Below are 12,940 nucleotides of genomic sequence, written 5' to 3'. Positions count from 1 at the left end.
AATAGGATCATCTTAGTCCTTAAGCTAAAAAAAATAGGAACTGTTAAATACAAGTTTTAGCTTTGCAGCAGAATGAGTAGAAATAGAAAAGCTGGAACGGTTACAATCCTGCCCAATTTAAGTATTATTGATATTGCTGAAGAAGGCAAAGGAGTAGCTAAAGCCGATGAATTAGTAGTGTTTGTGGATAAAGCCGTACCAGGCGATATCGTTGATGTCAAAATTGTAAAGAAGAAAAAGAATTTTGCAGAAGCAGTTATTGAAACACTGCACACGGCTTCAGACTTGAGAACAGATCCTTTTTGTGAACATTTTGGTACTTGTGGTGGCTGTAAATGGCAACACATGCAATATGATGCACAATTGCACTTTAAACAAAAGAATGTTGAAGCAGCTTTACAGCGTCTTGCAAAAGTGGACACCTCATCTATGGAACCAATTCTGGGTTCAGCTGAAAATAAATATTATTACCGTAATAAACTGGAATATACTTTCTCCAATAAACGCTGGTTAAATTCACAGGACATGACTGATCGTGATGATCTGGAGATGAATGCCCTGGGTTTCCATGTTCCTTTACGTTTTGATAAAATCCTTGATATTCAGCATTGCTATCTGCAGGCAGAACCGTCAAATACTTTAAGAAATGAAGTAAGAGCATATGCACTTAAAAATGGTTTAAGCTTTTATGACCTTCGTAACCACGAAGGAAGCCTGAGAAACTTAATCATCCGTACCTCTTCGACAGGAGAAGTAATGGTCGTGGTAGTTTTTTTGCTTACGCAGAACAAGAGCAGGTAGATGGTTTAATGGAGCATCTGAAAGCTAATTTTCCTGAAATAACTTCATTGCTTTATATCCTTAATCAGAAAAAGAACGATACTATATTTGACCAGGATGTAATTACTTACGCAGGAAGAGACTATATTTTTGAAGAAATGAACGGTCTTAAATTCAAGATTGGAGCAAAATCTTTTCATCACCAATTCTTTACAGGCACATGAACTGTATAAAATAACTAAAGAGTTTGCTGGTTTTAAGGGCGATGAACTAGTTTATGACTTATACACCGGTGCCGGAACAATTGCAAACTTTATCGCAGGCAGCGTAAAACAAGTTATTGGCGTAGAATATGTGCCAACGGCGATAGAAGATGCTAAATTCAACTCTGAGCTTAATGGTATAGAGAATACTGTTTTCTATGCAGGTGATATGAAAGACATCCTGACTACTGATTTTATTGCAGCACATGGCAAGCCTGATGTTGTAATCACTGATCCACCGCGTGCAGGAATGCATACAGATGTAGTAGAGCGATTGTTGGAAATGGAAGCAGAGAAAATTGTTTATGTAAGCTGTAATGCAGCCACACAAGCAAGAGATCTGGCTTTACTGAAAGAGAAATATGAAGTAAGCCGCATTAAACCTGTCGACATGTTCCCGCATACACAACACGTAGTAAAAATGTTGTTTTATTAACTTTAATCAAATAATTTATAGAGATGGATATAGAAGAGTTATTGCCACAACAGCCTGAGGAGGGGAAAAGCGAAAAAAAAAAAGTTAGTCCATTGGTAAGTCTTGAAAAAGACCTGGAACTATACGCTGATTCTATCAGGGAAATTTCATTAGAGATCATTGCTGAGGGAGTATCTCAGAATCCAATATTTGTTGCTCACCAGCATACGGTATCAATAGGAGAGATGATTTTGAACAAAGATGAATTGAATACCAATTGGAATATTCAGGCTTCTATGGTGGAAGAGTTTGTAGAGAAAGGAATTATTAAGCCAGAGCTTAAAGAACTTTTTCTGAAAAATTATAAAAAACCAGAAGATTTTATGTGTGTGTTTGTGATTGTTCCAGAAGGAGCTAATTTCATTTTCTATCCATACAGAAAGTAAATATAAAGCCCCTGACCAATGGCAATAGGTCAGGGGCTTAAACAAAAACTCAATTGATTTATATTAGTCCTTACTTACACTTCCACTTCTTGAAGAGTTATTTTTCAAGCTGGCATTTCCTTTATAACGGATACTGCCGCCACTGCTTGAAGTAGTTTCTAATCCTTTTGCCACATTGATTTTAATATCTGCTCCTGAGCTTGCAGTCACATTTGCATAGTCACTGGTCAGATCAAAAGCTTTCAATGTAGCTCCTGAACTTGATTTCACCTCCATATTGGTTGTTGTTCCATTTAATGTTGCGTTCGCACCACTGCTTGTTTTTACCTGCAGGTCTTTACAGCTGATGCTTGCTGTCAGATTCGCTCCCGAAGAAACTTTCACATCGAGTGCATCTGTCTTTAAAGTATTTTCAGTTTTTAAATTACTTCCGCTGCTGGCACCTATACTGTTCAATTTTTTATAGGTGATATATACCTTTGCACTTTTATTGTTGCGGGCAGTTGACCCAAAATTGTTTTTTTTCCAGCTCACACTTACATTTCCTCCCGAATTTTCAACAACAACAACTTCATTGATATATTCACACTGCTTGCTACAATTTTGGCAGATTCAGAATTCCCCTGTGTAATGAACAAGTCTATACCAGCATGAACGCTTACACCTGAAACATTGCTTAAAGATATGTTTTTAGTCTCCTGTGCTTTTAATGTGAAGGAGCTGAACGATGCTGTGATCAGCAAAAGCAACGTTGGTTTGAGTAAAAAGTTAGACTTCATAAGAATGGTTTTATTGGTTTATCTAAATTAGACGCACGGACATCGTAAACGTTGCAACATTTTGAAAATATTTTTCTGATATTTGGTTGAGCTAATAAATCCTTCTTTTTATCCCTTAAAACAATCACAATTTAGATGGCCGATTCACAATTACTTATTCTTGATAAAAAACAGATCCAGCAAAAAATCAACCGTATGGCTTATCAGATACTGGAAGATAATATAAATGAAAAGGAAATTGTATTGGCAGGTATCTGGGATAGAGGATATAAACTTGCATTAAGACTGAAAGCTGTTTTAATGAAATATCTGATCTTACCGTGACTATGCTCAGAATTGATCTGGAAAAGGAAAATAGCTGTCTGACAGCAACGACCGATATTGAGCCGGTTAAAGTAAAGAATAAAGTGATCATCCTGGTTGACGATGTATTGAATAGTGGTAAAACCCTGGCTTATGGTTTCGGTGTTTTCTTAAATACACCACATAAAAAGATCCGTACTGTTGTGCTGGTAGACAGAAGTCATAAAATATATCCTGTAGCAACAGATTTTGTAGGTCTGCAGATGGCCACCGTTCTAAAAGAACATGTAGACGTGGTTTTGGATGTAGAAGGACAGGAGGATGGCGTTTATTTGAGCTAATATGCTTATAATCACTTTTATTTATATAATCCTTATCTTCCTTGTTCTTCGTTTCTCTGTAACTGTATTTAATTTTTTGTCTAATCCTAAACTGGGTGTTTATGGCAGGCATTTTAATGACGGGGTTTCGATACTGATTGAAGCTGCACCCGATACAGTTGGTTTAATGGGGTTATTAAATTCAATTAAAGAGCAGGATTATCAGGATATAGAAGTAATCATTCAGCAGCATAAAGATACTGAGCCGCTGGCTGACCTGATTGGATTTTGTGCGGCTGACCAGCGATTCCAGTTGAGGAAACAAAGAACCGGTGCTGCCGAAGATGAAGCTACGGGAGCCTATTTTTTATTTCTGGGTACACATACTATTATTCAAAACGGCCTGATCAATAGTTTAATCTACAGAACCAAAGTTTTTAATCTTACCCTTCTTAATATTATTCCTACACAATCCATCATCGGATTATTCAATTATTGTTTGCTTCCGCTAAATAATTTTGTATTGCTGAATTTAATCCCATTAAGATTGGTACGTCTGTTTTCCAGTCCTGCATTTTCTGCGGGAACCAATCAATGTATGTTTTTTGATGCGGCTGTCTATAAACAATTCGAATGGCACCGCAGACTAAAAGGTGAGATGCCCGAAGCTCTGGAAATTGTTAAAAGCTGTCAAGCAGGAGAAATTTAAAGCAGAAACACTGGTTGGTAATCATTTGATATATAGTCATGTGTCAGATGATCAGTCCGATCTGATCCAGAAAACAGGTCAGCGTTTATTAAGGAATTTCGGGAACAATATTTTTGTTGCTTTGCTCTATCTTCTTTTAGTGATAGGAGGGCCTTTATTTATTTTTGCTGATTATGACTACAGATTGCTTATCCTTCCTGTGGGGCTCATTTTCTTAAGCCGGGTCATGATCTCCTTTCTAGCCGGGCAAAATGCATTGTGGAACGTTTTACTCCATCCCATTCAAATGATTTTTCTGGTCATGTCATTAATTCATGCAGTTTTTGCCAGGATCTTTCAAAAGCGTAAAAAATAAGTGTTATTGATATGAAACTCTTTTTGCGTAATTTTGTAGTATCAATGCTTTAGTGATAATTATTGCTGAGGTTCAGATAACCATTGAAAATAAAATATATGATGAAATATACGACTTAGCCGTAACAATAGATAAAGCCTCAGGATTCTGTTTCGGGGTAGTATATGCTATAGAAATGGCTGAAGATATTTTAGCGGAAGAAGAGTATTTATATTGCCTTGGAGATATCGTACATAACGACGAAGAAGTAAGACGTTTAACAGATAAGGGATTGCGTATTATTGACCATGAGCAATTGCAGAACCTGCGCAATGAAAAAGTACTGATCAGAGCGCACGGAGAGGCTCCTTCTACCTATCAGCTTGCATTGGAAAATAATCTTATTTTAATTGATGCTTCCTGTCCTGTAGTTTTAAAACTGCAAAACAGGATCAAGAATTCATATGATGACAAAGAGCAGATATTAATCTTTGGTAAACATGGTCATGCAGAAGTGATCGGTTTACAAGGACAAACTGACGGTAATGCAATTGTTTTTCAGGATTTAGCAGAGCTGGATGATATGGACTTACCCGGTAAATTTACACTCTACAGTCAGACAACCAAAAGCACAGACAGATAAATTCTATCATATTAAAGAACAGTTATTGAGCCGCGGATACGAAGTGAAGGCCAATGATACTATTTGCAGACAAGTTTCGAACCGTTACGAAGATCTGGAGAAGTTTGTTGTGAATTATGACAGGATCATTTTTGTATCCGGTAAGAAATCATCAAATGGTAAGGTGCTTTATGATGTTTGTAAGAAGTTTAATGAACATTCTTATTTCATTTCCAATATAGAAGAGCTCGATCTTTCGTGGTTTAGTCAAAATGATAAAATCGGTATTTGCGGAGCCACTTCTACGCCAATGTGGTTAATGGAGCAGGTTAAAGCACATCTGGAGTCTTTTTAGTCAAAGACCGTTCATCATTAAAAAGTAATTATTCAAAAGCCGTTTTAAGGCACATTAAGCATAATGTATATTTGTCGCAGAAACCAGCCTTAATTTAGATTTTGGCTGATTTTTTATATCAACTATGGGAAAAAAGGGTGTATTATTAGTGAATTTGGGAACTCCGGACAGCCCGGAAGTAAAAGATGTACGAAAGTATCTTGATCAGTTTTTGATGGATGAACGCGTTATCGATATCAGTACATTGAGCAGAACGTTATTAGTCAAAGGTGTTATTGTGCCTTTCCGTAGTCCAAAGACTGCTAAGCTATACAAAGAGATCTGGGACGAAAACGGATCACCTCTTTTATATTATAGTAAAATACAGGCTGCGTTGGTTCAGGAGCAATTGGGGCCTGAATACCAGGTTGAACTGGCTATGCGTTATCAGAGTCCATCTATTGAATCTGCATTAGAAAGAATGAAGGCTGGATTAGTAGAAAGTATCCAGGTTATTCCTTTATTCCCTCAGTATGCTTCTGCAAGTACAGGTTCTGTGATTCAGAAAGTGATGGAAATTGTTGGTAAATGGCAGACTATTCCACCGGTGTCGTTCGTAAACTCTTTTCATGATAACGAAATGATGATCAGTACATTTGCTGACAACGCGAAAAAGTAGCAAAACCTACTATGATCAGATCTTATTCAGTTTTCATGGATTACCAGAGCGTCAGCTCAGGAAATGTGATCATTCTGGTCGGCACTGTCTTCAAACAGCTGACTGCTGTGCTACTTTAACGGATGTAAATAAGTTTTGTTATTCTGCACAATGCCATGATACAGCAAGATTGATCGCAGCAGAACTGAATATACCAGCAACACAGTATTCTGTATGTTTCCAGTCCAGATTAGGAAAAGAACCATGGGTACAGCCATATACGACTGATGTACTTAAAGAATTAGCTGCGAAGGGCAAAAAGAGGCTATTAGTATTCTGTCCTGCTTTTGTAGCCGATTGTTTGGAAACGCTTTATGAAGTAACTGTTGAATATGGTGAAGAATTCAAAGAATTGGGAGGTGAAGAAGTACAACTGGTTTCTAGCCTGAACGATCATCCGCAATGGATTGCTACTTTAGTGAAAATGGTTAAGGATCAACATCAGAATTAAATCCGGATGCTTCGCTTAAAACCCGAACAGTTTCTAAATATATTGCTCCAGATAAGTTAAAACCTGTTTGGTAGCTCCCGTTTTATCCTGCACATATTTTTTGGCTGCAGGTCCGGCATTTGTATCTTTCTGCAGTTTTTCAAAAGCTGCAGAAAGTTCAGCCATAGAGCTGATACTAATTGCCGCATTTAAGCTCAGCAGATCTTTAGCTTCCTGAAACTTATGATATTCAGGCCCGAACATCACCGGTAAACCAAAAGCTGCTGCTTCGAGCGTATTATGAATACTCACTCCGAATCCTCCGCCAATATAAACGGCCCGTCCATACTGATAAATAGAAGAGAGTAAGCCAATATTATCAATCAGCAATACCTGACTATCTGGCTGTGCATCTTTTACATTCAATTGTGTATAACGCAATGCTCCGGGAACCAGCTTAAGGAGTTGATCTATGTGAGCCGGATCAATTTCATGGGGTGCAATGATAAATTTCCATTGGGGATAAGATGCAATCAATCAAAGCGGTAACTAATTGTTCATCCTGGGGCCACGTACTGCCGGCAATAAAAACAGGGGCCTGTCCACAAAACTCTTCAATAACTGGTAAAGGCTGAACCGTTAATACATTTTCTGCTACCCTGTCAAAACGGGTATCACCACTCAGGCTGACGTTTTCAAACTTTAATCCTTTAAGAAGTTGAACACTTTCTGTGTTCTGTACAAAAAAATGAGTTACGCAATGCAGCATACTGCGGTAGAAACCACCGTACCATTTAAAAAAGAGTTGATTGGGTCTGAAAATCCCGGAAATAATTAGCAGTGGTATTTTTCGTTCATGCAGCAATTGAAAATAATGATACCAAAATTCATACTTAGTAAAGATTGCTATTTCCGGCTGAATAAGGTCTAAAAGCTTTTTTGCATTTCTTTTAGTATCCAGTGGCAGATAGAAAATGCCATCCGCCGTTGCGTAATTTTTGCGGATTTCATAACCCGAAGGAGAAAAGAAAGTAACGATTATTTTTTTCTCCGGATATTTTTTTTTGAGCTCCTCTAAGACACTTCTTCCCTGTTCAAATTCACCAAGAGAAGCAAAATGAAACCAGATATGTTTTTGCTTTCCATCTACTTTTTTTGCGATAACATTAAAGATATTTTTCCTGCCTTTACAAAATAATTTAGCCTTCAGGTTAAAGAATGAAGCGATGTATATAATCATCCTGTAAAGCGCGATACCAAAATTATAAAGCAAAAGCATTTTGTCGTTTATTTATTATCTTAGCCGAAGATACTCGATTAAAATTTAAAATTTTCTGATTTTATGTTAAGTCGTTAGGCTTTAGTGTGATGTATCTGAGTGCCTGTTTGAAATTCTTTGATCTGAATTTAAACGGCTCCATTAATTTAAAAGAGTTAAATATATTTTAAAATATCTATATGAAAATTGCCGTAATCGGAACAGGGTATGTTGGGCTTGTAACAGGTACTTGTCTTGCTGAAACAGGAAATACTGTAATTTGTGTTGACATTAATGAAGCTAAGGTACTGAAAATGCAAAATGGGGAAATACCTATTTACGAACCAGGTCTGGATGTATTATTCCTTAGAAATATTGAACAAAAAAGATTAACCTTTACTACTGACCTTGCATTGGCAGTGGCTTCTGCACAGATCATTTTTATGGCTTTGCCGACGCCTCCAGGAGGAGATGGTGCAGCCGATTTATCCTATATTTTAGGTGCAGCGAAAGACATTGCCAAATTGGTTACTGAATACAAAGTCATCGTCAATAAATCTACTGTTCCAGTAGGCACAGCTGATAAAGTACAGGCAGTATTCGCAGAACATACTGATATTAAAATCGATGTAGTCTCGAATCCTGAATTTTTGCGTGAAGGCGTAGCCGTTGAAGATTTTATGAAGCCTGACCGTGTGGTTATAGGTACCAGAAGTGAGCGTGCGCAGAAATTAATGGCAGAATTATACGGGCCATACGTACGTCAGGGGAATCCAATTCTTTTTATGGATGAGATGAGAAATCTTCTGAGCTGACCAAGTATGCCGCAAATTCATTTCTGGCTACGAAGATTACTTTTATGAATGAAGTTGCTAATCTTTGCGAGCTTGTAGGTGCTGATGTTGATTCAGTTCGTAAAGGGATAGGGTCTGATGACAGAATTGGAAAACGTTTCCTTTTTCCGGGTATAGGTTACGGAGGTTCTTGCTTTCCTAAAGATGTACAGGCGCTGGCAAAATCAGCAGAAGAAAATAAATACGATTTTCAGATTCTTAAAGCCGTAATGGATATCAATGAGAAACAGAAAACGGTATTAGTAAATAAATTATTGAGCTATTATAACAATAATCTGAAAGGCAAACACTTTGCTTTATGGGGCCTTGCTTTTAAACCTGAAACTGATGATATCCGTGAAGCACCAGCTTTATATATTATTGATGAGTTAGTAAAACAAGGAGCAACAGTTACTGTTTTTGATCCGGAGGGGATGGAAAATGTAAAAAAATTATCGGAGATAAAGTAGCTTATGCGACTAATCAGTATGATGCACTGTCAGGGGCCGATGCTTTATTGATTGCAACAGAGTGGTCAGTTTTCCGTAATCCGGATTTTGAGAAAATGGAAGAGAAATTAGCCAACAAAGTTATTTTTGACGGTCGTAACTTATACGATTTGCAGAAGATGATTGATTTGGGATATTATTACAACAGTATTGGCCGTAAATTGGTAGATTAATGGAGCGCAAAAGAGTATTGATTACCGGTGCAGCCGGATTTTTGGGATCGCATTTATGCGACAGATTTATTAAAGAAGATTACCATGTAATTGCAATGGATAACCTGATCACAGGTGATCTGCAGAACATAGAACATCTTTTTGCTTTAGAAAACTTCGAGTTTTCTCACCATGATGTCTCTAAATTCGTATACGTGCCAGGTAAACTGGATTACATCCTTCATTTTGCTTCACCAGCAAGTCCGATAGATTATCTGAAAATTCCTATACAACCCTGAAAGTAGGGTCATTAGGAACACATAATCTTTTAGGACTGGCAAAGAACAAAAAAGCAAGAATGATTATTGCTTCTACCTCAGAAGTATATGGTGACCCAAGTGTTAATCCTCAGCCAGAAGAATACTGGGGAAATGTAAATCCTGTTGGCCCAAGAGGTGTATATGATGAAGCTAAACGTTTCCAGGAGGCTATGACAATGGCTTATCATACCTTTCACGGATTAGAAACACGCATTGTAAGGATCTTTAATACTTATGGACCAAGAATGCGTCTGAATGACGGACGTGTGTTGCCGGCCTTCATCGGACAGGCATTAAGAGGAGAGGACTTAACTGTTTTCGGTGATGGTTCACAAACCCGTTCTTTCTGTTATGTAGATGATCTTGTAGAAGGGATTTACAGATTACTATTAAGTGACTACGCACAGCCAGTAAACATCGGGAATCCTGATGAAATCACAATCAGTCAGTTTGCTGAAGAGATCATCAAGCTTACCGGCACTACCCAAAAAGTTATTTACAAAGACTTACCAGTAGATGATCCTAAACAACGCAGACCAGATATTACTAAGGCAAGAGCGTTATTAAAGTGGGAGCCTAAAATAAGCCGTGCAGAAGGCTTGAAAATTACTTATGAATACTTCAAAAGTCTGCCAGCAGAAGCATTGATCAATAAAGAACATAAAGATTTTACAACTTATAACCGTTAATTAGAAATGGCAAAAATATTAGTTACAGGAGGAACAGGATTCATAGGTTCTCATACTGCAGTTGAATTGATTAATGCAGGTTACGAAATAATACTGGTAGATGATTTCTCTAATTCCAATAGAAGAATCCTTAAACAACTGGAAACTATACTTGGTCAGCAACCAGAATTTGTGGAGCTTGATCTTTGTGATGAGGCAAAAGTAACTGAGTTTGTTGCCGGGCATCCTGAAATTACAGGCGTAATACATTTTGCTGCTTTTAAAGCAGTAGGAGAGTCAGTCAGCAGCAGCCACTTAAATATTATAGAAATAACTTTTATTCATTAATCAATTTGATTAATGCTTTTGATAGCAAAATAGACCTGGTATTTTCATCCTCTTGTACTGTTTACGGACAGCCGGATAAATTACCAGTAACAGAAGATGCGCCAGTTAAGAAAGCAGAATCACCTTATGGAAATACGAAGCAGATCGCTGAAGAAATTCTTGCTGAAACCTGTGCTGTTACCCCAGGCTTAAAAGTGACTTCTCTGCGTTATTTTAACCCGGTTGCGCTCATAAAACAGCGCTTATTGGTGAATTGCCAATTGGTGTACCTCAAAATCTAATCCCTTTCATTACGCAATCGGCTATCGGTAAACGCGGGCCAATTACAGTTTACGGAGATGATTACAATACACCTGATGGAAGTGCAATAAGAGATTATATCCATGTTGTAGATCTTGCCAAAGCACATGTTGCTGCAATTAAGCGTATGGAAAGTGGAAAAGCAGAAACTAACTACGAAGTATTTAATTTAGGGACTGGTAAAGGCAGTTCAGTATTGGAAATTATCAGTGCTTTTGAAAAATCTACAGGAGCTAAATTAAGCTATACTATAGGTGCAAGAAGAGAAGGCGATATCGAACAGGTATGGGGAGATGTAACTAAATCAGCTGATCAGCTGGGTTGGAAAGCGGAACTTGATATTAATGAAATGATGTCATCGGCATGGGCCTGGGAAAACTATATCAAAGATAACCCCTTTTAAATGTTATTAAAAGATCATAAAGACCTTAAAGCAGCAATAACAGCAATCCCTGATAAAGAGAAGGATAAGTTATTACTTCGTCTGATCGCAAAAGATAAAGTACTGACAGAGCATCTTCATTTTAAGTTACTGGAAGATGAATCTGACCTGGAAGAAAGACATCAATTACTGAAAGAGGAGATTGACGAATCAGTAGAAATACTGAATCAGATGAGAAAATCGACCTCTAAAGATGCATTACTAATTCTGAGAAAGCTGAATGGCAGGGTAAACCACCACTATAAAGTGACTAAAGATCCTAATACAGAAGCGGAACTTAGGTTATACTTGTTGAAAAAAGTCCCTGCGGGTTATAATGAAAGTGTATTATCGCCGCTGGCTAAATTTAATGAGCGATTGAAAACGTATTTTCTGAGAACAACACTGGCTTTGTATAAAAAATACCAGAAGCTGCACGAAGATTTACAGTACGATCTGAAAGAAGAGTTTAATGTTGTCCTGGTAAAGCTGGAACAGCACGATTTAACAAAAGCGGCATCAGAATTGGGGTTGCCAAAGGAACTATAACATACCTATAAAAAGAAAAAATATAAAAACAACAATGAAGAAGATTTTAATAACAGGAGGTGCAGGATTTATTGGTTCTCATGTAGTGAGAAGATTCGTTAATAAATATCCTGACTATCAAATCGTAAATCTTGATAAGTTGACTTACGCAGGTAATCTTGCTAATTTAACAGATATAGAAGCAAACCCAAACTACAGATTTGTAAAGGCTGATATTACTGATGCTGAAGAAATCAATTCATTGTTCCGGCATGAAAACTTTGATGCCGTAATCCATCTTGCAGCAGAATCACATGTTGACAGATCTATCACTGATCCTACGGCATTTGTAATGACTAACGTAATCGGTACTGTTAACCTGCTTAATGCGGCAAGAGAGTTCTGGAAAGGCGACTATGAAACCAAGCGTTTTTATCATGTATCAACGGATGAAGTTTATGGTGCTTTAGGCGATACAGGAATGTTTACAGAAACCACAGGTTATGATCCGCATAGTCCTTATTCAGCTTCAAAAGCGAGTTCAGACCATTTCGTAAGAGCTTATCATGATACTTATGGTATTGATATTGTGATTTCAAACTGTTCAAATAACTATGGGTCTCATCACTTTCCTGAAAAACTGATCCCACTTGCGATTAATAATATCAAAAATGGTCTTCCGGTACCTGTATATGGTAAAGGAGAGAATATTCGCGACTGGCTATGGGTAGAAGATCATGCACGTGCAATCGATGTGATTTTCCATGAAGCTAAAACTGGCGAAACCTATAATATCGGTGGTCATAACGAATGGAAAAACATTGATTTGATTCATTTGCTATGTAAGATTATGGATAAAAAATTAGGACGTGAAGAAGGCGAATCTGCTAAACTGATCACTTTTGTAACTGACCGTGCAGGACACGATTTACGTTATGCTATTGATTCAACTAAGTTACAGGAGAAGCTGAACTGGGTACCAAGTTTACAGTTTGAAGAGGGATTGGAGAAGACTGTAGAATGGTATTTGGAGAACTCTGAGTGGTTAGAGAATGTTACTTCAGGGAACTATGAAAAGTACTATCAAACTCAGTATAACAGGTAGTTTCAGGGAAAAGAGGCAAATAAAAATCTGTTAATGAATTCTGGC

General features: G+C 37.5%; 9 protein-coding genes and 7 pseudogenes. 12 read left to right on the top strand and 4 right to left on the bottom strand.

Annotated elements, in window-relative coordinates:
- Positions 1-72 precede the first annotated feature (72 nt).
- Positions 73-1,493, top strand: a pseudogene (gene rlmD, locus ACWYN3_RS21295) (23S rRNA (uracil(1939)-C(5))-methyltransferase RlmD).
- Positions 1,494-1,502: 9 nt separating this feature from the next.
- Positions 1,503-1,904: a hypothetical protein gene (locus ACWYN3_RS21290; RefSeq protein ID WP_456216245.1), complete on the top strand. Its 402-nt coding sequence runs from the start codon at positions 1,503-1,505 to the stop codon at positions 1,902-1,904.
- Positions 1,905-1,967: 63 nt separating this feature from the next.
- Here the strand turns inward: ACWYN3_RS21290 and ACWYN3_RS21285 are convergent, their stop codons facing one another.
- Entirely contained in the window at positions 1,968-2,438 is a 471-nt protein-coding gene (locus tag ACWYN3_RS21285; RefSeq protein WP_456216244.1) for a head GIN domain-containing protein, read from the bottom strand.
- A 2-nt stretch (positions 2,439-2,440) separates the two neighbouring features.
- Positions 2,441-2,683, bottom strand: a complete 243-nt coding sequence (locus ACWYN3_RS21280) for a hypothetical protein (protein WP_456216243.1) — start codon at positions 2,681-2,683, stop codon at positions 2,441-2,443.
- Positions 2,684-2,818: 135 nt separating this feature from the next.
- On the opposite strand from ACWYN3_RS21280, the pseudogene ACWYN3_RS21275 reads away from it, so the two are divergent.
- From ACWYN3_RS21275 to hemH, 5 genes and pseudogenes are all read left to right on the top strand, one after another.
- Positions 2,819-3,327 (top strand): annotated as a pseudogene (locus ACWYN3_RS21275) (phosphoribosyltransferase family protein).
- Between the two features lies 1 nt (position 3,328).
- The gene (locus ACWYN3_RS21270; protein ID WP_456216242.1) at positions 3,329-4,015 is read left to right on the top strand and encodes a hypothetical protein; all 687 of its coding nucleotides are present in this window, start codon (positions 3,329-3,331) and stop codon (positions 4,013-4,015) included.
- Positions 3,984-4,370 carry a hypothetical protein gene (locus tag ACWYN3_RS21265; protein ID WP_456216241.1) on the top strand — a complete coding sequence of 129 codons (387 nt, stop codon included), beginning with the start codon at positions 3,984-3,986 and terminating at the stop codon, positions 4,368-4,370. Before ACWYN3_RS21270 ends, ACWYN3_RS21265 begins: the two co-directional genes overlap by 32 nt.
- 175 nt (positions 4,371-4,545) lie before the next feature.
- Positions 4,546-5,326: pseudogene (locus ACWYN3_RS21260) on the top strand (4-hydroxy-3-methylbut-2-enyl diphosphate reductase).
- A 124-nt stretch (positions 5,327-5,450) separates the two neighbouring features.
- A pseudogene (gene hemH, locus ACWYN3_RS21255) lies at positions 5,451-6,474 on the top strand (ferrochelatase).
- A gap of 33 nt (positions 6,475-6,507) precedes the next feature.
- Here hemH and ACWYN3_RS21250 read toward each other — a convergent pair.
- Positions 6,508-6,990 carry a 3-deoxy-D-manno-octulosonic acid transferase gene (locus tag ACWYN3_RS21250; RefSeq protein WP_456216240.1) on the bottom strand — a complete coding sequence of 161 codons (483 nt, stop codon included), beginning with the start codon at positions 6,988-6,990 and terminating at the stop codon, positions 6,508-6,510.
- Positions 6,944-7,732 (bottom strand): 3-deoxy-D-manno-octulosonic acid transferase, encoded by a 789-nt coding sequence (locus ACWYN3_RS21245; RefSeq protein ID WP_456216239.1) that lies wholly within the window; start codon positions 7,730-7,732, stop codon positions 6,944-6,946. The genes ACWYN3_RS21250 and ACWYN3_RS21245 overlap by 47 nt, the downstream gene beginning before the upstream one ends.
- Positions 7,733-7,911: 179 nt before the next feature.
- On the opposite strand from ACWYN3_RS21245, the pseudogene ACWYN3_RS21240 reads away from it, so the two are divergent.
- From ACWYN3_RS21240 to rfbB, 5 genes and pseudogenes are all read left to right on the top strand, one after another.
- A pseudogene (locus ACWYN3_RS21240) lies at positions 7,912-9,226 on the top strand (UDP-glucose dehydrogenase family protein).
- Positions 9,226-10,214 (top strand): annotated as a pseudogene (locus ACWYN3_RS21235) (UDP-glucuronic acid decarboxylase family protein). The pseudogenes ACWYN3_RS21240 and ACWYN3_RS21235 overlap by 1 nt, the downstream one beginning before the upstream one ends.
- Positions 10,215-10,220: 6 nt before the next feature.
- Positions 10,221-11,244, top strand: a pseudogene (gene galE, locus ACWYN3_RS21230) (UDP-glucose 4-epimerase GalE).
- The gene (locus ACWYN3_RS21225) at positions 11,245-11,811 is read left to right on the top strand and encodes a hypothetical protein (protein WP_456216238.1); all 567 of its coding nucleotides are present in this window, start codon (positions 11,245-11,247) and stop codon (positions 11,809-11,811) included.
- 34 nt (positions 11,812-11,845) lie between these two features.
- On the top strand, positions 11,846-12,895 hold the full coding sequence (rfbB, locus tag ACWYN3_RS21220; RefSeq protein WP_456216237.1) for a dTDP-glucose 4,6-dehydratase: 1,050 nt from the start codon (positions 11,846-11,848) through the stop codon (positions 12,893-12,895).
- The last annotated feature ends 45 nt before the right edge of the window (positions 12,896-12,940 follow it).

The organism is Pedobacter sp. NJ-S-72 (genome assembly GCF_053890575.1).
This window is presented reverse-complemented; position numbering and strand designations above follow the sequence as displayed.